This window comes from Nocardia sp. NPDC058705 (genome assembly GCF_042749305.1).
In the GTDB taxonomy this organism is placed as follows: domain Bacteria; phylum Actinomycetota; class Actinomycetes; order Mycobacteriales; family Mycobacteriaceae; genus Nocardia.
Genome location: NZ_JBHYRN010000014.1, coordinates 131,399 through 153,473 on the forward strand (window position 1 = coordinate 131,399; position 22,075 = coordinate 153,473).

19 protein-coding genes are annotated in these 22,075 nt (G+C 66.1%); 11 read left to right on the plus strand and 8 right to left on the minus strand.

The features are described from left to right. Nucleotides 1-48: 48 nt before the first annotated feature. From ACFW6D_RS18145 to ACFW6D_RS18155, 3 genes are all read left to right on the plus strand, one after another. Nucleotides 49-2,064 carry a M13 family metallopeptidase gene (locus ACFW6D_RS18145; protein ID WP_379329495.1) on the plus strand — a complete coding sequence of 672 codons (2,016 nt, stop codon included), beginning with the start codon at nucleotides 49-51 and terminating at the stop codon, nucleotides 2,062-2,064. 71 nt (nucleotides 2,065-2,135) lie between these two features. After that, nucleotides 2,136-2,885, plus strand: a complete 750-nt coding sequence (locus tag ACFW6D_RS18150; RefSeq protein ID WP_379329497.1) for an MBL fold metallo-hydrolase — start codon at nucleotides 2,136-2,138, stop codon at nucleotides 2,883-2,885. An 87-nt stretch (nucleotides 2,886-2,972) separates the two neighbouring features. Next, nucleotides 2,973-4,151, plus strand: coding sequence for a Fic family protein (locus ACFW6D_RS18155; protein ID WP_379329499.1), 1,179 nt, complete (start codon nucleotides 2,973-2,975; stop codon nucleotides 4,149-4,151). Here ACFW6D_RS18155 and ACFW6D_RS18160 read toward each other — a convergent pair. The 7 genes from ACFW6D_RS18160 to ACFW6D_RS18190 all read right to left on the minus strand — a co-directional run bounded on the left by ACFW6D_RS18160 (nucleotide 4,148) and on the right by ACFW6D_RS18190 (nucleotide 12,331). Continuing rightward, nucleotides 4,148-5,224 (minus strand): ABC transporter ATP-binding protein, encoded by a 1,077-nt coding sequence (locus tag ACFW6D_RS18160; protein ID WP_379329501.1) that lies wholly within the window; start codon nucleotides 5,222-5,224, stop codon nucleotides 4,148-4,150. The two genes, ACFW6D_RS18155 and ACFW6D_RS18160, sit on opposite strands and share 4 nt — an antisense overlap. A 63-nt stretch (nucleotides 5,225-5,287) precedes the next feature. Then, a complete protein-coding gene (locus tag ACFW6D_RS18165; RefSeq protein ID WP_379329503.1) occupies nucleotides 5,288-6,616 on the minus strand; it encodes an ABC transporter substrate-binding protein in 1,329 nt (442 codons plus the stop codon). 21 nt (nucleotides 6,617-6,637) lie between these two features. Continuing rightward, nucleotides 6,638-7,504 carry a carbohydrate ABC transporter permease gene (locus ACFW6D_RS18170; RefSeq protein ID WP_379329505.1) on the minus strand — a complete coding sequence of 289 codons (867 nt, stop codon included), beginning with the start codon at nucleotides 7,502-7,504 and terminating at the stop codon, nucleotides 6,638-6,640. Then, a complete protein-coding gene (locus ACFW6D_RS18175; protein WP_379329507.1) occupies nucleotides 7,501-8,412 on the minus strand; it encodes a carbohydrate ABC transporter permease in 912 nt (303 codons plus the stop codon). The genes ACFW6D_RS18170 and ACFW6D_RS18175 overlap by 4 nt, the downstream gene beginning before the upstream one ends. Nucleotides 8,413-8,556: 144 nt before the next feature. Continuing rightward, nucleotides 8,557-9,447, minus strand: a complete 891-nt coding sequence (locus tag ACFW6D_RS18180) for an Ig-like domain-containing protein (protein WP_379329509.1) — start codon at nucleotides 9,445-9,447, stop codon at nucleotides 8,557-8,559. Nucleotides 9,448-9,767: 320 nt separating this feature from the next. Continuing rightward, a complete protein-coding gene (locus tag ACFW6D_RS18185) occupies nucleotides 9,768-11,096 on the minus strand; it encodes a cytochrome P450 (protein WP_379329511.1) in 1,329 nt (442 codons plus the stop codon). 32 nt (nucleotides 11,097-11,128) lie between these two features. Next, entirely contained in the window at nucleotides 11,129-12,331 is a 1,203-nt protein-coding gene (locus ACFW6D_RS18190; RefSeq protein WP_379329513.1) for a serine hydrolase domain-containing protein, read from the minus strand. Nucleotides 12,332-12,438: 107 nt separating this feature from the next. Between ACFW6D_RS18190 and ACFW6D_RS18195 the strand changes: the two genes are divergently transcribed. Both ACFW6D_RS18195 and ACFW6D_RS18200 read left to right on the plus strand, forming a co-directional pair. Beyond that, on the plus strand, nucleotides 12,439-13,065 hold the full coding sequence (locus tag ACFW6D_RS18195; protein ID WP_379329515.1) for a hypothetical protein: 627 nt from the start codon (nucleotides 12,439-12,441) through the stop codon (nucleotides 13,063-13,065). Nucleotides 13,066-13,102: 37 nt separating this feature from the next. Then, complete coding sequence (locus ACFW6D_RS18200) at nucleotides 13,103-14,554, plus strand: MFS transporter (protein ID WP_379329517.1); 1,452 nt, start codon at nucleotides 13,103-13,105, stop codon at nucleotides 14,552-14,554. Between the two features lie 48 nt (nucleotides 14,555-14,602). On the opposite strand, the gene ACFW6D_RS18205 is transcribed toward ACFW6D_RS18200, so the two are convergent. After that, complete coding sequence (locus tag ACFW6D_RS18205) at nucleotides 14,603-15,271, minus strand: S1 family peptidase (protein ID WP_379329519.1); 669 nt, start codon at nucleotides 15,269-15,271, stop codon at nucleotides 14,603-14,605. Nucleotides 15,272-15,759: 488 nt separating this feature from the next. Between ACFW6D_RS18205 and ACFW6D_RS18210 the strand changes: the two genes are divergently transcribed. The 6 genes from ACFW6D_RS18210 to ACFW6D_RS18235 are packed head-to-tail and all read left to right on the plus strand — an operon-like array spanning nucleotide 15,760 to nucleotide 22,071. Continuing rightward, complete coding sequence (locus ACFW6D_RS18210; protein WP_379329521.1) at nucleotides 15,760-16,614, plus strand: MlaE family ABC transporter permease; 855 nt, start codon at nucleotides 15,760-15,762, stop codon at nucleotides 16,612-16,614. 3 nt (nucleotides 16,615-16,617) lie between these two features. Next, a complete protein-coding gene (locus ACFW6D_RS18215) occupies nucleotides 16,618-17,481 on the plus strand; it encodes an MlaE family ABC transporter permease (RefSeq protein ID WP_379329523.1) in 864 nt (287 codons plus the stop codon). Between the two features lie 6 nt (nucleotides 17,482-17,487). Beyond that, nucleotides 17,488-18,972 (plus strand): MlaD family protein, encoded by a 1,485-nt coding sequence (locus ACFW6D_RS18220; RefSeq protein ID WP_379329525.1) that lies wholly within the window; start codon nucleotides 17,488-17,490, stop codon nucleotides 18,970-18,972. Then, a complete protein-coding gene (locus ACFW6D_RS18225) occupies nucleotides 18,969-19,994 on the plus strand; it encodes an MCE family protein (RefSeq protein ID WP_379329527.1) in 1,026 nt (341 codons plus the stop codon). Before ACFW6D_RS18220 ends, ACFW6D_RS18225 begins: the two co-directional genes overlap by 4 nt. Beyond that, nucleotides 19,994-20,989 carry an MCE family protein gene (locus ACFW6D_RS18230; RefSeq protein ID WP_379329529.1) on the plus strand — a complete coding sequence of 332 codons (996 nt, stop codon included), beginning with the start codon at nucleotides 19,994-19,996 and terminating at the stop codon, nucleotides 20,987-20,989. The genes ACFW6D_RS18225 and ACFW6D_RS18230 overlap by 1 nt, the downstream gene beginning before the upstream one ends. Then, the gene (locus ACFW6D_RS18235) at nucleotides 20,986-22,071 is read left to right on the plus strand and encodes an MCE family protein (protein ID WP_379329531.1); all 1,086 of its coding nucleotides are present in this window, start codon (nucleotides 20,986-20,988) and stop codon (nucleotides 22,069-22,071) included. The genes ACFW6D_RS18230 and ACFW6D_RS18235 overlap by 4 nt, the downstream gene beginning before the upstream one ends. Nucleotides 22,072-22,075: the final 4 nt, after the last annotated feature.

Genomic DNA, 22,075 nt, shown 5'->3' on the forward strand with positions numbered 1-22,075 from the left:
TAGCCGACGCGCCTCGGCATCTCTGGATGTTTCGGCATACTGGAGCGCGTGACTTCGGATCTGAGCAGCCCCTCCGGTATCGACCTGTCCTTCCGTGATCAGGATGTGCGGGTGCAGGACGATTTGTTCGCGCATGTGAACGGGCAGTGGTTGGACAAATACGAGATCCCGGCCGATCGGGCCGTCGACGGTGCTTTTCGCACGTTGTACGACCAGGCCGAGCTCGATGTGCAGGCGATCATCACCGATAGCGCGGCCGGGGCGGCCGATGATGCTGATGCTCGCAAGATCGGGGATTTGTTCTCGAGCTTCATGGACACCGATACCGTCGCGGCGGCTGGGTTCGCGCCGGTGGCCGACGAGCTGCGGGCGATCGCCGAGGTAACTGATCCGAGCGCGTTCGCCGCGCTGATCGGGCGGTTGCAGCGCACGGGTGTGCGAGGGGCGGTCGCCTACTACGTCGATACCGATGACAAGAACTCCACCAGGTACCTGGTGCACGCGACCCAGTCGGGGATCGGGCTGCCGGACGAGTCCTATTACCGCTCCGATGAATTCGCGGAGATCCGCGAGGCGTACGTCGCGCATATCGCCAAGATGTTCACCATCGCCGCAGCTGACGCATCGCTGGAAGGGCTGATTCCCGCCGACCCGGCCGATGCCGCCCAGCGTGTGTTCGAGCTGGAACGCACACTCGCCGCGGGTCATTGGGATGTCGTCAGGCGTCGCGATGCCGAAAAGAGCTACAACCTCACGACTTTCGATGATCTGGTCGCCGCGAACCCGGAATTCGACTGGGCAGCTTGGGTAGACGGTGTCGCCTCCGGTCTCGACCGTGACGGCAAGGATCTGTTCGCCGAGCTCGTGGTGCGCCAGCCCGATTACCTGCGCGCCTTCGCCACTGCCTGGGCCGATGTGCCGCAAGAGGATTGGCAGGCATGGGCGGCGTGGCAGGTGCTGCACGCGCGGGCGGCTTTCCTCACCGACGAGATCGTCGAGGAGAACTTCGACTTCTACGGCCGCACTCTCACCGGTGCCCAGGAGAACCGGGAGCGCTGGAAGCGTGGCGTGTCGCTGGTGCAGGAGCTGCTCGGCGAGGCGGTCGGCAAACTGTATGTGGCACGGCACTTTCCGCCGCAGGCCAAGGAGCGCATGGTCGAGCTGGTCGCGAACCTGCAGGAGGCCTACCGCCGCAATATCGCCGACCTCGAGTGGATGAGCCCCGACACTCGCGCGGCCGCGCTGACCAAGCTGGAGAAGTTCACCCCCAAGATCGGTTACCCCGACACCTGGCGCGACTACTCCGCCGTCGAGATCGATGCCACTGATCTGGTCGGCAACTACCGCCGCGGCCATGCCGCCGACCACGACCGTGACCTGGGCAAACTGGGTGGCGAGGTCGACAAGGGCGAATGGTTCATGACCCCGCAGACCGTCAACGCCTACTACAACCCGGGCATGAACGAGATCGTGTTCCCCGCCGCGATCCTGCAGCCGCCGTTCTTCGACATGAACGCCGACGACGCCGCCAACTACGGCGGCATCGGCGCGGTGATCGGCCACGAGATCGGCCACGGCTTCGACGACCAGGGTGCCAAGTACGACGGCGACGGCAACATGCAGGACTGGTGGACCGACGAAGACCGCGCCGAATTCGGCAAGCGCACAAAGGCTTTGATCGACCAGTACAACGTGCTCTCCCCCGCCGACCTCGACGACGAGCACACCGTGAACGGCGAGTTCACCATCGGTGAGAACATCGGCGACCTGGGCGGACTCTCCATCGCCCTCGCCGCCTACAAGATCTCGCTCGACGGCAAGGAGCCCCCGGTCATCGACGGCCTCACCGGCCTGCAGCGCGTGTTCTACGGCTGGGCGCAGGTCTGGCGCACCAAGGCACGACAGGAAGAAGCCGTCCGCCGCCTCGCCGTCGACCCGCACTCCCCGCCCGAGTTCCGCTGCAACGCGGTGATCCGCAATATCGACAGCTTCTACGAAGCTTTCGACGTGACCCCCGACGACAAGCTGTACCTCGATCCCGCGCAGCGCGTGACGATCTGGTGACGCGCTCGACCCTGCCGGCGAGCCGATCGCCGGTAGGGTCGGAACCCGTTGCTCGAGAAGGGGTCCGCCCAGTGCGTTATCAGCAAGTAGCCGACGAGGTTTTCACCATCGCAGGCACCGATGTGAACATGGTCCTGCTCCGCGAAGGCCGCGATCTGACGCTGATCGACGCGGGTTGGTACGGCGACGCGGGCCTGATCGAGGCCACCGTCGAAGCCCTCGGCCACCGCCCCGAAGACATCCGCGCGGTCCTGCTGACCCACGCGCACCTCGACCACGTCGGCGCCCTCAACCACCTCCAGGCGAAGTACGGCATCCCCGCCTACACCAGCGCGCTCGAGGTGGCCCACGCCAAGGGTGAGGTCCACGAGTCGGCCACGCCCCTCGACGTCATCAAACGCCTCACCGACGTCTCCACCGTCGGCTGGGCACTGCGCATCACCCGCGCCGGCGGCCTCCGCAAGAACCCGGTCCCCCACATCCAGCCCTTCCCCACCGAAGGCCCCCTGGATCTCCCCGGCCGTCCGGTCCCCGTCCCCACCCCAGGACATACCTCGGGACACTCCGCTTTCCACCTCCCGGCCGCAGGCGCGGTGGTCACCGGCGACACCCTGGTTACCGCCCATCCCACGTCGAAATTCCGTGGCCCCCAGGTACTTCCCGACTTCTTCAATCACTCGACCCCGGATACGGTGGCGGCCCTGGCCGCCCTCGAACAGCTGCCCGCTGATCTGGTGCTCCCCGGCCACGGCGACCCCTACACCGAGGGCATCGGCCGAGCCGTCGACCGCGCGCGGGCCCAGATGACCCAGCGGGAGTAGTGAGCTGATTACTCTCGTTTTATCGGAAGAACGCGAGTAGTTCCCAAGTTGGTAGCGTTTCCCAAAGCGAAAGTTCGGCAAGAACTGATGAATTGGCCAGCACACCTTGTCGAACAGCGACCGTGGACGGCGCGCGGCGGGCGCGGTGCACGGGTGGGACCGGTGCCCGAACAGGTCGCTGTGTCGATCCCCCCGCGCATCGCTCGCCTCGATTTCGCCACCCGGCGAACAACATTGGCGAGCGAAGCAGCCGCGATCGCGGTGACCCATCTGGAAGCCGGCCACGGCAACCTGGCTCCTCTGCGCGAGTTCCTGCTGCGCAGCGAAGCGGTCGCGTCGTCGCGAATCGAGCACATCGACGCGGGCTGGCGAGCATTCAGCAAAGCCTTCGGTGGTGCGACGGCTCGTCCCGAAGCCGCCTCGCAAGTCGGCGCGGTGCGGGCGCTGGCGGGCCTGGTCGACACCGCGACGAACGGCCAGATCACCGAGGCGAGTCTGCTCAGCGCGCATCGGGTGCTGATAGCGCCGGAGTGGGAGAAGGCCGGGCGCTTCCGCACGGTCCAAACCTGGATCGGCGGCAGCGACTACACACCACTCAACGCCCTGTATGTGCCGCCCCCACCGGAACTCGTGCCCGAACTGATGGCCGACCTGCTGGCCTTCGTCGCACGCGGCGACCTGCCGATCCTCGTGCAGGCCGCGCTAGCGCACGCGCAGTTCGTCTCGATCCACCCGTTCGTCAGCGGCAACGGCCGGATCGGTCGCGCCCTGGTGACCGCCATCCTGCGCCGCCGCGGCCTGACCGACCGGGTGACCGTTCCCTTCTCCTCGGTCATGCTCGCCGACACCTCCCGCTATTTCGCCCAATTGGCCGCCTACCGAACCGGTGCCGCCGAGGAATTCGTCGTCTACCTGGCGTTGGCGGCGGTCTACGCGAGCGAGGCCTCGATCGACTCGGCCCGCGCCCTCACCGCGCTCCCCGACGGCTGGCGCGACCGGGCCCGCCCTCGCGCAAGCTCCGCCGACGAAGCCCTACTGGCGAAGCTGCTCGAGCACCCGATCCTCACGATCACCGAAGCGAAAGCAATCACCACAACCTCCGACTCGGCCACCTACCGTGCCCTGGACCGCCTCACCGACGCGGGCATCCTCGAAGTCGTCTCCGACTCCAAACGAAACCGCATCTGGGCCGCCACCGACATACTCGCCGAACTCGGCGCCCTCAACGCCGCGATCGGTCGACGCACCGCGGCGGGCCTGTCCTAGCGCAAGCGCAGTTCGGTGTCGGCGTCGAAGAAGAAGGTCTCCTCAGGCTTGGGACGCAGGTGGAGAGTTTCGCCGAGGGTGGTGTGGAAGCGGCGGTCTACTCGGACGACGATTTTGCCGGAGCGGGTGGAGCAGTCGGTGCCCGCGCCGTGGGTGTAGACGAAGGATTCGGCGCCGAGTTCTTCGAGGAGTTCGGCGACGACGGTGATGCCGGTGGGGTCGGTGGTTACTTCCCAGGATTCGGGGCGGATGCCGAGGACCACTCGGGCACCGGAGATGCTGTGGGGCACCGGGATTCGCAGGCCGTCGAGAACGGCGGAGCCGTCGACCACAGGCGCTTCGAGCAGGTTCATGCCGGGCGAACCGATGAAGCCGGCGACGAACGTGTTCAGCGGGTTGTCGTAAAGCTCACGCGGAGAGGCGATCTGCTGCAAGTTGCCGTCTCGAAGGACCGCGACACGGTGGCCCATCGTCATCGCCTCGACCTGGTCGTGGGTGACGTAAACGGTGGTGGTGCCGAGGCGCTGCTGCAGGGCGGCGATCTGCGAGCGGGTCGAAACACGGAGCTTCGCATCGAGATTGGACAGCGGCTCGTCCATGCAGAACACCTGCGGGCGCCGCACGATGGCGCGCCCCATGGCCACGCGCTGACGCTGCCCACCGGAGAGCTTGGCCGGCTTACGGTCGAGCAGCGACTCGAGTTCCAGCATCGCGGCGGCCTCCTTCACGCGAACCAGCGTGTCGGACTTCGACATTCCCGCATTACGCAGCGCGAACCCCATATTCTCGGCGACGGTCATGTTCGGGTAGAGCGCATAGCTCTGGAACACCATCGCCACGTCACGCGCCCGCGGCGGCAACCCGGTCACATCGCGCGAACCGATCCGGATCGTGCCCGACTCGACGGATTCCAGCCCGGCCAGCATCCGCAGGCTCGTCGACTTGCCGCAGCCGGAAGGCCCGACCAGCACGAGGAATTCACCGTCGGCGATGTCGAGGTCGAGTGCGTCGACGGCGGGGGCGTCGGCGCCGGGATAGCGGTGGGTCACACCGTCGAACTGCACTGTCGCCATGCGAATTACTCCTGAGGAAAGACGAACGGGCCGGTGGCGCGACACCACCGGCCCGCGAGGGAACTACTTGGGCAGCTTGGGCGTGATCTGCCGGTCGATGATCGCCTGGATGTCAGCGGCAACCTTCGCGAGAACCGTTGCCGGATCGGCGTTCTGGAGGCCGATCTGCTCGTAGCCGGTGCCGATGATCTGGTCGGCGCCGGGGACGAACACGCGCGCGTAGTCCTGCGACTTCGCCACCGAGAGCTGGTCGATGGCGACCTTGGAGTTCGGGTTCTTCGCCAGGAAGTCGACCTCGGACGGATCGGTCACGGCCGACTTGCGCACCGGCATGTAGCCCGTGTTCTGCGTGAAGTACGCCGTGTTGGCCGCGTTGGTGATGAACTCGATGAACTTGAGCGCGTTCACCTTTCGCGCGTCCGAGATGCGCGACGGAACAGCAAGACCGGCGCCGCCGGTGGTGACGCCGGGACCGTTCGGGTGCGGCAGGAAGGCGGTGCCGAGCTCGAAGTTGCCGGTGGAGTTCTTCAGGATGCCCTTGAGGTCGCCGGTGGAGGCGATGGTCGAGGCGGCCACGCCGGTGCCGAAGTCGACCGCGATCTGCGGGCGGATGGCGGCGTACTTCTTCACGTTGATCGAATCGCGCAGGTAGGTGGCAGCGGCGATCGAACCCGGATCGGTGAACTTCAGCTTCCACTGATCGGAGTAGGCGCCACCGAAGGTCCAGTTCGGGCCCTGGAAGGTCCAGCCCAGGTAGTTCTTGGCGTCACCCCAGGCGTGGGCGAACTTGTCGCCGCCGACCACGGACTGGATCTTGGGACCCCACTCGTCGAATTCCTGCCAGGAGTTCGGGCCGCGGTCCGGCAGACCGGCCTTCGCCCAGACGTCCTTGTTGTAGTAGAACAGCGGGGTCGAGCGGGCATACGGCAGCGCGTAGTGCTTGCCGTCGAACAGGTAGTCGGCGGCGAGGGAGTCGACGTAGTCGTCGAGCTTCACCCCGGCGGCACCGAAGTGCCCGTCGAGGGGTTCGATCGCCTTGCTCAGCGCGTAGTTGAACCACCAGACATCCGACAGCACAACAACATCGGGCAGTTCACCACCGGTGAGCGCGGCGTTGAACTTCTGCGCCACCTCCTCGTAGTTCTTGCCCGCGTCGACCAGGTTCACCTTCAGCTCGGGGTGCTTGGCCTGGAAGCGGTTGATCAGCTCCAGCTCCAGCTCCTTGGAGGTGCCGGGGTGGTTGGACCAGAACGTGATGGTGTTGGCGTCACCGGAATCACCGGATCCGCCACCGGTGCCCGCGCAGGCGGTGAGCGCCAAAGCTGCTGCGGCACCACCGGAAAGGCCGAGGAAGCCGCGGCGACTCAGCGCCGGGAATCGTGAAGTGGACACGTGGAGCTCCTGTTCGAGAAATCAGCCCTTGACCGCACCGGAGGTGAGGCCCTTGATCATGTGACGTTGCAGGGCGAGGAAGACGATGAGGATCGGCAGCATGGTGAGCACGGTGCCCGCCATCACCGGCCCCCAGTTGGTGACGCTGGGGTTCTCGGTGTTCTGCAGCAGGGTCAGGCCCACCGGCAGCGTGGCGACCTCGGCGGAATCGGCCATCAGGAACGGCCAGAGGTATTCGTTCCACTCGTTGACCAGCGTCACCACCGCGAACGCCACCATCGTCGGCCCCGACATGGGCAGCACGACGCGGGTGAGCAGCCGCCACCAGTTCGCACCGTCCATCCGCGCCGCCTCGATCACCTCGCCGGGTAGCGAGAGGAAGTGGTTGCGCATGAGGAAGGTGCCGAACGCGACGCCGCAGAGCGGAATGATGATGCCCTGGAAGGTGTTTCGCCAGCCGAGCTGGGCGATGAACGCGTAGTTGGAGATCACCGTGATCTGGTTGGGCACCATCAGCGCCGCGATGATCACCAGGAACACGATGTTCTTGCCGGGGAACCGCAGGAACACCAGCCCGTACGCGCTGAACACCCCGAGCGCGAACTTCACCGCCGAGACGATGCCGGTGACGATGATCGAGTTCCGCAGGAAGGTCCAGAACGGCACCGTGGTGGTGGCGTGGCTGTAGTTCTCCGGGTGCCAGCTCGACGGCCAGTAGACCGCGGGCTGGGTGTAGATCTCGGAGCGGTCCTTGAGCGAGGTGATCAGCATCCAGAACAGCGGGACCCCGACGATGATCAGCACGCACACCATCGCCGCGTAGCCGAGCAGGGTCACCGCGCGTTCGCGGCGCCGGTACGAAAGGGTCTGTGGGCCTACATGTTTCATCGTTCGCCTCGGTCCATCACGCGCACCTGGATCAACGTGACCACCAGCAGCACCACGAACATGATCGTGGCCACGGTGGCGCCGTAGCCGGCCCGGAAATTGCGGAACGACTCCTCGTACACCTGGAAAACCATCGTGGTCGTGCCGTTGCCCAGCGGTCCGCCGCGCGTCATCACATTGATGATGTCGAAGACCTGCAGTGAGTTGAGCAGCACCGTGATCGACAGAAAGAAGGTGGTCGGACGTAGTTGCGGCAGAAGAACTTTCGTGAATCGAGTCCAGCTGCTCGCACCATCCATCTCGGCTGCCTCGAGCAATTCGGCCCGCACGCCTTGCAGCGCGGCCAGATAGATCACGAAGGCGTAGCCGAGGTTCTTCCAGATGTAAGTGAGTGTCACCATGAACAGGGCCCATTCCGGGTCCTGATAGAAATCGGGCACATTCTCGACGCCGAGCCGGTGCAGAACGTCTTGTACCAGACCGAAACTCGGATCGAAGATGAATTGGAAAGCCACGCCGATCGCCGCGCCCGAAATCACGAACGGCGCGAAAATCGCCGACCGAACAACATTGCGCCCGAACAGTTTTCGATCGAGCAACATCGCCAACGCGAGGCCGAGCGCCATACTCACCACGACGGCCGCCACGGTGAAGATCACCGTATTGCTGACGACCTTCCACGAGTCGTCGCGCTGCCACCATTCGATATAGTTGTCGAACCCCACCGAATTCGCCACCGGCTCAGCGATATTCCAGTCGGTGAACGACAGCCGGATGTTGTCGGCAAGCGGCCGGTAAACGAACAGGGTGAGCAGCGCCAGGTTCGGCACGACGAGCACTACGAACAGCGCGTAGTCCTGCCACGGACGGCTTCTCCCGGGGAGTACCCGCTCTGGACTCTTTCGCACCGCGGCAGCTTTACGGTGCATGGCGAACCGTTGGTTAACCCAGCCCGCCGATTTTCTGAACATCGGGCACACACTGGCGAGTACAGCAAAAAACCGAACAATACGAACAGAAATGATCGTATTGTTCGGCTTTTGTTCAGGCGTTTAGTTCCAGTCGCCCAGACCGTCGCCGGAGCTGAGGGTGCCACCCTGCGTACCGGTGACGATCACGGCGTCACCACGACGGGTGTTCTCCAGGAACCACTTTCCGTCCTCGGTGCTCACATTGAGGCAGCCGTGGCTGGCATTGGAGTAGCCCTGCTGGCCGACCGACCACGGGGCGGCGTGCAGGAAGATGCCGCTGTTGGACAGCCGCGTCGCGTATTCGACCTCGAGCTTGTAGCCCTCGGGATCGGTGACCGGGACGCCGTAGGTGGAGGAGTCCATCGTCATCTTCTCGAGCCGCTCACCCACGATGTAGGTGCCGTTGGGGGTCTCGTAGCCGGGCTTGCCGAGCGAGGTCGGCATTTCCCGGACGATCTCGCCGTTGCGGGTCACGACGATCATCTTGGTGGCGTCGTCGACGGTGGCGACCAGCGCGTCACCGATGTGGAACGAGCTGGTGGTGCCGCCCGCGACCACGGTCACGTCGGTGTTGGCAGGCCAGAACTCGGTGGGCTTCCAGCGGACCTGCTTGCTCGAGGTCCAGTAGAAGTGGCCGGGCGCGTTGGCGCTCGAGGTGACCTTGATGGCCCGCTCGGCGGCCGCGCGGTCCTCGACCGGCTCCTGGAAGGTGATCGCGATCGGCTGCGCGACGCCGACGGTCTCGCCGTCGGCGATGTTGATGCGCGGCGGCGCGAAGGGCGCCTGCTGCGCGGGCTCGTTCACCGCGGGCTGGCTGGAACCGCCGCCGAAGAACGGCAGATTCGGCTGAGCCTGCGCGGGCCCGACGACCAGCGCGCCGGTCGCCGCGATCGCTGCCGACAGCAGCAGGCCCCGGCGGAGCCAGTGCGATTGCTGCACATTTGCCTCGTAATGCATAGGTTTCTCGTCCATTCCATCTCTCGCTGCCGCCCGGTGGGGGTGCGAGATCTACTCAGTGACGCTTGCTCTCATTGACGCAGAGGCCGCGACGGGTCTCTGCGAGGTAACGATTCCCCGACCCTGACCCTCCATTACTACCCGCACCAGCCGACTCGGGGCCAGCCGCGCCGCGCAGTGATAACAGTGCCGCAACTATGTGCTGTGGGTCACATAACGGCCTGTGATTCATCGGCTTTCGTCAAACGCCGCGCTCACAGCGGCGAGTCGATGGCGGTGCGTGCGAGCAGCCCGGAAGCACATCGGTGTGAGTCTCAAACGTCACGTGAGGCAGATCACCCCGTCCGTGTGAAGTGGATCGCTCGATCCGGCGCGGTCGCGAGATTGCGCGGCACGGTGCGCGGTCGCCTGCCGAGTGCCAGGGCGGGGTCGAGGGTCAACCGGACCTCGGTCAGCAGGGTTGCCAGCACGATCCGCAGCTCGTAGTCGGCCAGCGTCGCCCCGATGCAGCGCCGGTGCCCGCCGCCGAACGGCGCGAACTCGAACGGGCTCACCTTGCGATCGAGGAATCGGTCCGGATGGAACAGGTGCGGCGCGGGCCAGGTCGAGGGCTGGCTGTGCAGTACGCCCACGGCAAGGCCGATGGTGGCGCCCGCCGCCACGTCGACCCCGCGCCAGCGCAGCGGCTCGGTCACCGTGCGCAACACGATCGGCACGGGTGGGTGCAGGCGCAGGGTTTCCTGGCAGACGGCGTCGAGCAGCGGAAGGCGCGCCTGCTCGGCGGGGTCGTCGCCCGCGGTGGGGAGCTCGGCGAGCAGGCGGGTGAGCAGGCCGGGGTCGCGGTGCAGGTGGTAGAGCGCCCAGGTGAGGGTGGTCGCGGTGGTTTCATGGCCCGCGACCACCAGGGTGCGCAGTTGTTCGCACAGTTCGGTGTCGGTGAGGACGGTGCCGTCGTCGTAGCGGGTGGCCAGGAGCAGGTCGAGGAGGTCGCCGTCGGCCGGGCCGATGCGGCGGCGCTCGGCGATGTCGGCCAGGAGAAGGTTGTCGAGCCGTTCGCGGGCGGCGGTGAATCGTGCCCACGGCCCGAAACCGCCTATGCCACGGCGTAATACGGGCGCCACCATGAGCGGGGTGGTGAACGCGGCGAGGAAATCGTGGACGACACTGCCGTATTCGGCTTCACGACCGAGATCGGAGCCGAAGATCGCGGCGAGAATGACTCGCTGGGTGATGGTGCGTGCGGCGGCGAGTGCATCGATCCGGGTGCCAACCCGCCACGAACCGGTTGTGCCACTGTGGATCTCGTGCAGGGTGGCATCGCGAATCACCTTTCCCAGCACGCGCACCCGCGCGGCGTGCAGAGCGGGCGCCACCATCGCGCGATCGGTTCGATGCCTGGTCCCGGAACTGAGGATCAGCGACGCGGCCCCGACCATCGGCTCGATCGGATTGGGCCGCGGCGGCTCGAGCAACGCCATCGGCGCACGGAACAACTCACGCGCCCCCTCGGCCGTTCCGGTGAACAAGACCGACGGAAAACCGGGAAACCCGACCGCGAACGGATCACTGCGCGCGGCCCGTCGCCGCAGGTAGCCCTCGAAATCCCGACCCGCGGCCAGGCCGTGCAGCAACGACCAGCGTGGGGTGGAGGGCGCGGGATTCATATCCACTACTACGGCCGACACAGCCGAGTGGTTCAGGTTCGCAGCGATCGCACAGTCCCCTGTGCCATCGCCGCGAGTTTGGCCAGGCGGGCGTCGCCGAGGGCGGTGACGGCGCCGCCGAGGCGGTTGGTGACGAAGGCGATCGACATGCCGAGGTCGGGGTCGGCGTAGGCGCCGGATCCACCGACTCCGTAGTGGCCGAACGCATTTCGTGGCTGCTGTTTGGTCATCAGCACCGGTCGGTGGTAGCCGAGGGTGAAGCGCAGCGGTAAGCCGAGGACGTAGTCGCGGCTGCTGGTCTGCTGGGTTCGGTTGATCGTGTCGATCGTCTCCGGTCGCAGGAACTGCACGTCGCCGAGTTGACCGCCGTTGGCGAGTGCGCCGTACATCCTGGCCAGCGCGCGAGCCGAGAACACGCCGTTCCAGCCGGGCATCACCGCATCGTGCACGCGCGGATCGCGGACCAACTCGTCGAAACTCTCCGGCATCCCGGCCTCGGCCAGCCCACGCGCGGGCCGCACCCACGACAGCACCGACGACGCGGTGTTCCAGCGGATACCCGGCGGCGCGAGATGCGGGAAGATCTTCGCGATCCGATGCCGCTCCCCCGGCGGCACCTGGAACCAGAACTCGTCGATTCCCAAGGGCTGCGCCACTTCTCGGCGCAACACCTCGGTGAACGGTTCGCCGGTCGCTCGCTGCACGATCTCGGCGACCAGCCAGCCGAAGGTGATCGCGTGATAGCCCGAACTGCGGATGCGACGCGGGTCGGCGGGGCTCTCGGCGAGCGCGGTCACCACCGCCTCGTAGTCGAGAATGCCCTCGCGGCCGGGCACCAACCCGCGCACCCGGTGCAGCCCGGCGCGGTGGGACAGCACGTCACGCACGGTGATGTCGTCCTTGCCGTGCGCCCCGAACTCCGGCCAGTAGGTGGCCACCGGTTCGTCGTAATCGATGAGCCCGCGCTCGGCCACCCGGTGCAGCACGGTGGCGGCGACGCCCTTGCCGGTGGAGAAGGTGAGCGCGATGTTCTCGCCGGTCCAGCGCTGATCCTTGGCCGCCCAACCCGCCCAGATATCGACGACAGGGACGCCGTCCAGATATATGGCCAGCGCACCGCCACCGCGACTCGGCTGGGTGAACATGCCGAAGAAGTGATCGGCGAGCCGGATGAAGCGCGGATCGACCACCATCTGCCGTGGCGCCGCGAAATCATCGGCCGGAGCTTCCAACATCGCCGATACCTCCTGATACACGATCGGGGGGAACCCGAGGGTAGCGCAGTAAAAGACCCGCCGGGCTGGAGTCGACGGAGGTGCCTCGAGTGGTGTATTCACAATAGGTGTTTGCAGATTTGCGCGTCGGCCGACTCGTCGGCGCGGTCGCCATGGCCGTGACCGCGTTCGTTTCGACCGGTTGCGGTGGCACCATCGACGGCTACGCCCAACCGGCGATCGACGTCGTCCCCGCGACGAGCAGCGCGACGCCGACCACCAAACCGGGCAAGTCGACCACCGCCAAGCCGAGCAAGCCCGCGCCGACCTCGAGCCGGGGCGGCACCACCGACTTCCAGGCCGATGTCGGCGACTGCGTGGCCCTCGGCGGCACCGCCGACGACGCGACCATAGCGAAGGCCGCGTGCGGCAGCCGCTCGTCGAACTTCAAGGTCATCGGCAAGGCCAAGACCAGTAGCGGCTGTGTGGGCGACCGCGACCAGTACTACGCCGAGACCCTCGACGGCGTCGAGACCGGCGCGCTGTGCCTCGACATCGACTGGGTCGTCGGCGGCTGCCTCGACCTGGGCGGCGACGACCCCAAGCGCATCGACTGCACCGAGGGCGGCGCCGAACCGGTCAAGGTGATCACGATCAAAAAGGGCTCCACTGATCCCGGCGACTGCCCCAGCTCCGCCGACTCCAATTACGAGTACGCCGAGCGTCGCGTGATCGTCTGCCTGGCGAGCTTGTAATCAGGCGAAAGCCGGGCGTGGCGGCTAGCTTGGAAGTGTGACCGAGACGGTTCCGCTGAAGTCGGCTACGGGCCGGTGGATTCTGCTCGCCACCATCCTCGGCTCGTCGATGGCGTCACTGGATGCCACCGTCGTCTCCGTCGCGCTGCCACGCATCGGCGAATCGCTGCACACCGATGTCGCTGGTCTGCAGTGGACCGTCAACGGTTACACCCTCACCCTCGCCTCGTTCATCCTGCTCGGCGGTTCGCTCGGTGACCGACTGGGCCGTCGGCGCGTATTCGTCTGGGGGATCATCGGATTCGCGATCACCTCGCTGTTGTGCGCGCTCGCGGTGAACATCGAGATGCTGGTCGTGGCGCGGCTGCTGCAGGGCGTGGCGGGCGCGCTGCTCACCCCGGGGAGTCTGGCGCTGATCTCGGCGTCGATCGACAAGCGCGATCAGGGTAGTGCGATCGGACTGTGGTCCGGGCTCGGCGGGGTGGCCGGTGCGTTCGGGCCGCTGCTCGGCGGTGGGCTGATCGACCTGGTCGGCTGGCGGGCGATCTTCCTGCTCAATGTGCCGCTCGCGGCGCTCGTCGCCGTTGTCGCGGTGAAGCACGTGCCGGAAAGTCGTGATCCGGACGCGCCCGCACGGATCGATGTGCCCGGTGCGGTGATCGTCGCGTTCGCGCTCGGCGCCCTCACGCTGGGACTCATCGACGCGCGGGCCGTGCTGGTGGCCGTCGGAGTCGGCGCGCTGGTGTGTTTCGTGCTGGTGGAAATGCGCAGCCCGAACCCGCTGGTACCGCCATCGCTGTTCCGATCGCGGGTGTTCACGGCGGCCAACCTGGTGACCTTGCTCGTGTACGCCGCGCTCGGCGGCGTCTTCTTCCTGCTGGTCCTGCAATTGCAGCTGGTCGCGGGCTATTCGCCGATGGCTTCGGGCGCGGCGGGACTGCCCGTCACGGTGCTGATGCTGGTGCTCTCGGCGCCGGCGGGCCGGTGGGCGCAGCGACACGGGCCGCGGATTCCGATGACATGCGGTCCGCTGCTGGCCGCGGGTGGGGTGTTCGCGCTGCTGCGGATCGGGGCCGACGCGGACTATCTCACCGATGTGCTGCCCGGCGTGTTCGTCTTCGGGCTCGGCCTGTCGGTGATGGTCGCCCCGTTGACCGGCGCGGTACTCGGTGCGGTGCGCGAGGGCGAGGCGGGCATCGCGTCCGGGGTGAACAACGCCGTCGCGCGCACCGCACAGCTGCTCGCGGTCGCGGCGCTGCCCGGATTGGCCGGGCTGTCGGGCGCTTTCAGCGATCCGGTCGCCTTCGCCGCCGGCTTCGACACGGCGATGCGCTGGTGCGCGGTGCTACTTCTGCTCGGGGCGGGTATCGCCGCGGTTCTGCTGCGGGTTCCGCGCCGAGCACCCGAACCCGAGCGCGTCGACTGCCTGCCGCACTGCGCGGGCGCGGCCGGACCGGCGCTCGCCCCCGCTACCGCCACAGAAAAATAGCGGGCCGCGTGCACAACCACGCGACCCGCTCGATATTCGACAGAAGTACTAGATCGGGTGGAAACCCGAGCCGACGCCGCCACGGGCGTTGATGTCGTCCATGATCGAGTTCATGTTCGTCCCGACCTCGGGCCCGAAGCAGGCCACGGCCAGGTAGGCGTTCACCATGCCGACCAGCGTCGACCCGACGACGACCGGCGCGCCGGAATCGCCCTCGACCACGCACATCTGCGACCAGGTCTCGGTATTGGTCTGGAACACATCGCCCCAGGTGATGCCACAGGTGTTGCCGGTGGTCCGGCCTTCCTTGCAGACGATCGTCGGGAACTGCGCCGGCCCGCCGACGCCGGTGATGCTCACGTTGCCGATTCGGTTGACCGGGATGATCCGGCCCGGCGTGAACTCGATGACCGCGTAGTCGAGTTCGTGATTGCTGTACGCGAAACGGCCGATCTCGCCGTAGCCGCGATCCACCTCCGCGCTGACAGTGGCGCCCGCGTCGCCGCAGTGGCCCGCGGTGAGACCGACCAGCCTGCCTGCCCCGTCGTGCCCGACGGTGGTGACGGTGCACTCGAACGCGTTGTCGATCACGATGCCGGAGCCGCCGCCGATCACCGGGGGGCCTGCTTGCGCGGTGGCCGCGCCGGTGCCGAGCAGAGCTGCACCGAGCGCGACGGCGAAGGCGGCTCCTGCCACCTTGGCGAGTTTGCTGAACATGTCCCTCCAGATGTCGGAAGTTCGCACGATATCAATACGGTCTGTCTATCGTGCCTGTATTCGGTCCCGGGCGCGCCCCCGGACCGGTGCGTTTGCTGCCGATCTCGCTGCGCCTTCGCGGGTGGTTGTCATAGCGATTCCCTATCGGAATCATCTCCCGGCGCGTCGTTCGTGTTTCTCGCGTGATCTGTTCGGATAATTCGGCGAGGACTTCGTTATGAATGACAGACTTCCGCAATATTTCTTTACCGCGACCGCCGGTACTGGGAAACCATGTGGGAAAAGACCTTCGCGCGTAATCCGCAGACCGCGGTAAATGTGGGCTGTAGGGTCCCGCGTGGCAGGACTCATAGCCGTTTAAGACAGTGACCTCTATCTATGACAGCGCTCACATGTCGGTGGTGTGTTCTGCGCTACTCCGTAGTAAGGTGCGTCAAGCAAACAAGTCGCTGGGGCGTTGAGGGCCCGGCGTCGAGAGGGGTTCAGCAGTGCAGTCGACCGAGAGTCCGCCCACACGTTCACGAGTCAGCGAGGCTGCCAACTGGACGAAGGGCCTTTGGGACGACCACCCGAAGAAATCGCTGGAAACCTTCGGTCGACAGATCACGATGGGTTTCGAGGCGATCACGGAGTTGATCGTCGCGATCTTCCGTCGGCGTTTTCCTTTCGACGAGTTCGTCCGCCAGTGCGCGTTCATGTCCAACGTCGCCGCCGCCCCGACCCTGCTCGTCGCCATCCCGATCGCGGTCATCGTCTCGATCCAGGTCGGCGCGGTCGCCGGACAAGTCGGCGCGACCTCGTTCATCGGCGCGGCCAACGGGCTCGGCATCATCCAGCAGGGCGCGCCGCTGGTCACCTCGATCATGATCGCTGGCGCGGTCGGTTCGGCCGTCTGCGCCGACCTCGGCTCGCGCACCATCCGCGAAGAGATCGACGCGATGAAGGTGATGGGCGTCGATCCGCTGCGCAGGCTGGTCGCCCCCCGGCTCGGCGCCGCGATGATCGTCAGCGTATTGCTGTGCGGCTTCGTGGTTTTCGTCGGCTTCATCACCGGCTACATGTTCAACATCTTCGCCCAGGCGGGTACCCCCGGTTCCTACATGAGCACCTTCGCCTCGTTCGCGGTCAGCCGTGACCTCGCGGTGGCGCTGCTCAAGTCGATGCTCTTCGGTCTGATCGCCTCGATCATCGCCTGCGACTGCGGCCTGAACGCCCGCGGTGGCCCCGGTGGTGTCGCCAACGCGGTGAACTCGGCGGTCGTCAGCTCCATGGTGATGTTGCTCGGCGTCAACCTGGCGATCACCCAGATCTACTCCGCTGTCTTTCCCCCACAGGTGGTCTGAGCCATGTCATCTACATACACACCGCCGCTACTGCGGCCGATTCGTGTCCTGAAGAAGGCGGGCGCCGCGCCTGGCGGCATGCTCGCGCGCCTGGGTCACCAGGTCTTCTTCTTCCTTCGTTCGGTGGGCTCGATCCCGCTGGCGTTCAAGCAGTACCCGAAGGAGATCTGGCGTCTGCTCTCCGACGTCACCTGGGGTAACGGCAATATCGTCGTCGGTGGTGGCACCATCGGCGTCATCCTGATCATCAGTGCCTTCGGTGGTATGACGGTCGCCATCCAGGGCTATACCTCGCTGAACCTGCTCGGTCTGAGCCCGATCACCGGCGCGATCTCGGCCTTCGCCACCACGCGCGAGCTCGGCCCGCTGCTGGCGGCACTGGCCTTCGCGGCCCAGGCGGGCTGTCGATTCACCGCTCAGCTCGGCGCGATGCGCATCTCCGAGGAGATCGACGCGCTCGAGTCGGTCGCCATCCGTCCGCTGCCCTACCTGGTCAGCACCCGGATGATGGCCGCGGTCATGGCGATCGTGCCGCTGTACTGCCTCGGCCTCGCGATGGCCTACCTGTCCTGCGCGTTCACCGTCGGCCTGATCGGCGGTACGGCATCGGGTACCTACTCGCACTACTTCTACCAATTCCTGGTCCCGACGGACGTGCTGTACTCGCTGCTCAAGGCGGTCGTGTTCGTCATGATCACCACCTTCATCCAGTGCTACTACGGATTCTTCGCCTCGGGCGGACCCGAGGGCGTCGGTGTGGCCGCGGGCCGCGCGATCAAGATGTGCATCATCCTGGTCGTCTTCGCTGACCTGTTCATGACATTGGCGATCTGGGGCCTCAGCCCCGGTATCAGGATTTCGGGGTAAGGCGCGATGATCATCGATCCGAGTGGGCGTGGGCCCACCATGAAACAGCTCTACATCGCCGGCACGGCCGGAGTGATCGTGTTCGCCGTGATCCTGGCGTTCCTGATGGCCCGCTACGAAGGCTATTTCGTCCCGAAGACGAAGGTGGTCGCCAAGCTCGGCACCACCGGCGACGGCCTGCCGGCGGACGCGGACGTGAAGTTCCGCGGCATGCTGGTCGGCACGGTCGACGGTGTCGACGTGCAGCAGCAGGGTGCGGTCCAGAACGTGCGGATCAACCTCACACCCGAGTCCGCCGACGGCATTCCGGCCAACGTCACCGCACGCGTCGTGCCGAGCAACCTGTTCGCCGTGACCTCGGTGGAGCTGGTCTACAACGGTGCCGACGGCAACCACTTGAAGGAAGGCTCGGTCATCGAGGAGGACCGCAGCAAGGGCACGATCGCGCTGCAGGACACGCTCACCTCGGTGCGCGACATCCTCGACGAGATCGACCCGGTGCAGTTCGGCCGGGTCCTGGGCACCCTCACCCAGGCGCTCGACGGCACCGGCCGGGTTCCCGGTTCGACGATCCAGCGGCTCGACCAGTGGGTCACCGAGGTCTCCGAGGCAGGCCCGAACCTGAACGGGATCCTGAACGACTTCTCCACCGCGGCGCACGCGCTCAACGAGTCGGCGCCGGAACTGCTCGATGTCCTCGGCAAGTCGGTACAGACCGCGAACACCATCGCGACCAACCGGCAGGGGCTCATCGACGTGATCTCCGGGGTCTCGGCCACCACCGTGCGCCTCGATGATCTGTTCATGCTCAACGGTGACGCGGCGAAGCAGATCACCACCGACGGTGCGGTCGCCTTCGGCGCGCTGGCCTACGACCCGGTGGGTATCAGCAAGTCGATCACCGACATGGGCACCTCGGTCGCCGCGCTGAACACGACGTTCACCTGGGGACCGAAGAAGCAGCAGGTGTGGAACGCGGGTCTTATCCTCCCCGGTATGCCCTACGTCCCGTACACCGTCGCCGACTGCCCGCGCTACGGCGAGATGGCGGGCCCGAGCTGCGCCACCGCGCCCACCGAGCCGATCCTGCCGGAACTGCCGGAGAACCTCCGTCCCCGCGCGCTGGACTCGGCCGCCGGCCTCGCACCGCTGGTGTCGATTCCGGGCTTGAACATCCCCGGCCTCACGATGCCCGGCTTCACCCCGACCGCCGAACCCGCGCAAACGGGCCCGATCGCCTTGCCCGGTTTGCCTGTGATTCCCGGTTTGCCCGCGATTCCCGGACTGACCGCGCCCGCCTCCGCAACCGGACCGGCGGCCACTACCGCGCCGGCCGCGACCACGCCGAGCGCCAAGCCGATCTCCTACACCGGTAACGCCGCGATCGCGGCCATGCTCGGCCGCAAGCCGACGGTGGCGGAGTACCTGCTGTTCGGCCCGATCACCAAGGATTCGACGTTGACAGTGACCGAAGGCAAGGTCGATCGATGAGCATCAAGAAACCGCTGATCGGGTTCAGCATTTTCGCCCTGGTATCGATCCTGGTGACGGTGGTCGTGTGGAACACCCTCGCCCGCACGGTGCCCGGCGACACCCGCAAGTACACCGCCGTCTTCACCGACGTGCTCGGCCTGCGATCGGGCGACGACGTTCGGATGGCGGGTGTGCGCGTCGGCAAGATCGAGAAGATCGAGCTCGACGACAGCAACAACGCCAAGGTGTCGTTCATCGTGCAGTCCGACCAGGCCGTCTACGGCAACACCAAGGCGCTGGTCCGCTACCAGAACCTGATCGGCCAGCGCTATGTGGCGTTGGAGCCGGGCAAGGACGGCAATACCGATCAGCTCCGGTCGGGAGCGACGATCCCGCTCACCAACACCGAGCCCTCCTTCGATGTCTCGGCCCTGCTCAACGGTTTCCAGCCGATGTTCCAGGCGCTCGAGCCCGCTCAGGTCAACGCCATGTCGGAGAGCCTGATCCAGGCACTACAGGGCGACGGAGTCTCGTTGTCGGCGTTCATCATCCAGGCCGCGCAGCTGGCCACCGACTTCCAGCGGCGCGACGGGATCCTCTCGGATGTGATCGTCAACCTGTCCGCGGTGATGACCGGTCTCGCCAAGCGCGGTGACCAGCTGGAGACGCTGGTCACCCAGACCAGGGCGCTGATCGGTGGGCTGTACTCGCAAGGTCAGTCGCTGCAGAACTCGGTGCAGACCCTGTCGAACAACACCACCTCGGTGGTGAACATGCTCGCGGCGATGCAGCCGAAGTTGATCGAGACCCAGAACGCGACGGTCGCGGCGACGAGCCTGCTCATCGTCAACGGCGAGCGGCTCGACCGGGCCGCGATCGACCTGCCCGCGGTGGCCGCGGGCTTCGGCCGGGTCACCTCGGAGGGGGCGTACGCCAACTCAGGGTTCTGCCGGTTGGATCTCTCGCTCTACGGAGTGCTCTTCCCTCGCGGCATTTTCAGTCAGATCGGCGGAAACAAGCAGTCGGCGGTGTGCAGATAATGGTCAATAAATTCCGACAGCGGTTCAATGGCAACCGAAACTTCTGGCTCGGCGTCATCGGCGCCGCACTGGCGGCGGTGTTGATCGCGGTGGCGAGTATCTACACCGTCCTCGGCATCGGCAAGCAGTCGATCGACGCCGAGTTCAAGCAGGCCGCCGGCATCAAATCCGGTGACCGCGTCGCGGTCTCGGGTGTCGGCGTCGGCACGGTGAGCGGTGCGCGCATCGACGGCGACAAGGTGATCGTCTCGATGAACATCGACGGCGACGTCGACCTCAAGAAGAACGCGCACGCCACCATCAAGATGGCGACGCTGCTCGGGGCTCGCTATGTCGAGCTCGACCCCGGCGACGGTGAGAACCTGAAGGGCGACCGCATCGCGATGGCGAACACGACGGTCCCCTACGACCTCGCCGACGTCATCCAGCGCGGTACCCCGGAGTTCCAGCAACTCGACACCAAGCAGCTCGCGGCGTCGCTCAACGCGGTGAACTCACAGCTGACCGGGTCGCCCGAACTCGTCGCCCAGGCGCTCGACAGTGTCGGCGCGGTGGCGAAGGTGATCGAACGCCGTCGGGGCGAGGTCGACCAGCTGCTCAAGGATCTGAGCCAGGTGACCACCATCCTCGGCGAGAACCGCAACAGCGTGTTGCTGGTGATCACCCAGGGTGAGGCCATCGCCAGCCGCGTGATGCAGCGTCAGGAACTGCTGCGTCAGCTGCTCGACGGTGTCGCCACACTCACCCGCCAGCTCCACGAGCTCGGCCTCGACGACAACGGACAGCTCTCGCAGACCATCGACAATCTCAAGACGATGTCGGAAGGTCTGCAGAAGAACAAGGAGAATCTCGACACCTTGTTCTCGGTCGGTGCGCCGACCGCGCGATACCTGGGCAACGCGACCGGCGATGGTCCCTACGCGGGCCTGGCGCTGCCGTGGCTGTTCCCCGACAACTGGCTGTGTGCCGTCGACCTCGTTGAAGGATGCCAATGAACGCGAGAATCCGTGCGCGCGTAGCACGATCGGTCGTTGCGGGCGCCGCAGTGCTCGCCTTGGGTAGCTGCTCGCTGCCGGGTCCGTTCAATTCGCAGACCAAGATCACCGCCGACTTCCTCAGTGCGGCGGGCATGTACGAGGGCAACGATGTGATGGTCCTCGGCATCAAGGTCGGCACCGTCGACAAGATCGTGCCGAAGGGTCTGTACTCCGAGGTGCACATGACCGTCGACGCCGGGGTGGAGGTCCCGTCGAATGTCGAGGCGGCCATCGTCTCGCCGTCGGTCGTCACCGATCGCCACATCGAGTTGACCCCGCCCTTCACCGGTGGCGACAAGCTGAAATCGGGTAGCCATCTGCCCGAGCAGCGCACGCACACCCCGATCGAGCTCGAGAAGATGATCGAGACGATCGACAACTTCGCCAAGGCGCTCGGCCCCGAGCCGGGCCAGGAGGGTCTCGGACCGCTGTCGGGCCGAGCGCTCTACCCGATTCTCAACGGCAACGGCGAGAAGATTCGCGACACCCTCGGTGCGCTGTCGGCGGCCTTGAAGGTCGGTACCGACAACAAGGACGCGATCGCCAACATCATCATCCAGCTCAACGAGCTCACCACCATGCTGGCCGAGAACGACCAGTCGGTGCGCGATTTCAGCAACCAGGTCACCCAGATGACCGGGATGCTCAACGAGCAGGCCCCCGGTTTGCAGGCCACCCTCGACAATCTCAACGCCGTGTTGGCGAACACGTCGGCCACGTTGAGCGACAAGAGCTCCGACCTCGCGGTGACGCTGGCCGGTCTCACCAACGTGACCCAGCAGTTGCGTGGCAGCTCGCGCGACATCACCGAGATCGTCGACGTGCTGCCGACGACGATGCAGAACCTCAGCAACGCGGTGGACCGCAACGGCAGGTACGTGCGGCTGCACGCGAAGCTCGGTGAGTCGCTGTCGAGCGAGATGGTGATCACCTTCTGCGAACGGATTCAGATGCGATCCGAGGGCTGCCGCACCGGAAACATGCAGGACTTCGGTCCGGACTATGGGTTGACCGCCGCGATGCTTGGACTGACGAAATGATGTC

Coding starts and splice junctions, on each gene's coding strand:
- ACFW6D_RS18235 (WP_379329531.1), top strand. CDS start 20,986: ATGAACGCGAGAATCCGTGCGCGCGTAGCACGATCGGTCGTTGCGGGC.
- ACFW6D_RS18225 (WP_379329527.1), top strand. CDS start 18,969: ATGAGCATCAAGAAACCGCTGATCGGGTTCAGCATTTTCGCCCTGGTA.
- ACFW6D_RS18190 (WP_379329513.1), bottom strand. CDS start 12,331: ATGTTGGAAGCTCCGGCCGATGATTTCGCGGCGCCACGGCAGATGGTG.
- ACFW6D_RS18170 (WP_379329505.1), bottom strand. CDS start 7,504: ATGAAACATGTAGGCCCACAGACCCTTTCGTACCGGCGCCGCGAACGC.
- ACFW6D_RS18180 (WP_379329509.1), bottom strand. CDS start 9,447: ATGGACGAGAAACCTATGCATTACGAGGCAAATGTGCAGCAATCGCAC.
- ACFW6D_RS18205 (WP_379329519.1), bottom strand. CDS start 15,271: ATGTTCAGCAAACTCGCCAAGGTGGCAGGAGCCGCCTTCGCCGTCGCG.
- ACFW6D_RS18230 (WP_379329529.1), top strand. CDS start 19,994: ATGGTCAATAAATTCCGACAGCGGTTCAATGGCAACCGAAACTTCTGG.
- ACFW6D_RS18220 (WP_379329525.1), top strand. CDS start 17,488: ATGATCATCGATCCGAGTGGGCGTGGGCCCACCATGAAACAGCTCTAC.
- ACFW6D_RS18160 (WP_379329501.1), bottom strand. CDS start 5,224: ATGGCGACAGTGCAGTTCGACGGTGTGACCCACCGCTATCCCGGCGCC.
- ACFW6D_RS18185 (WP_379329511.1), bottom strand. CDS start 11,096: ATGAATCCCGCGCCCTCCACCCCACGCTGGTCGTTGCTGCACGGCCTG.
- ACFW6D_RS18155 (WP_379329499.1), top strand. CDS start 2,973: ATGAATTGGCCAGCACACCTTGTCGAACAGCGACCGTGGACGGCGCGC.
- ACFW6D_RS18215 (WP_379329523.1), top strand. CDS start 16,618: ATGTCATCTACATACACACCGCCGCTACTGCGGCCGATTCGTGTCCTG.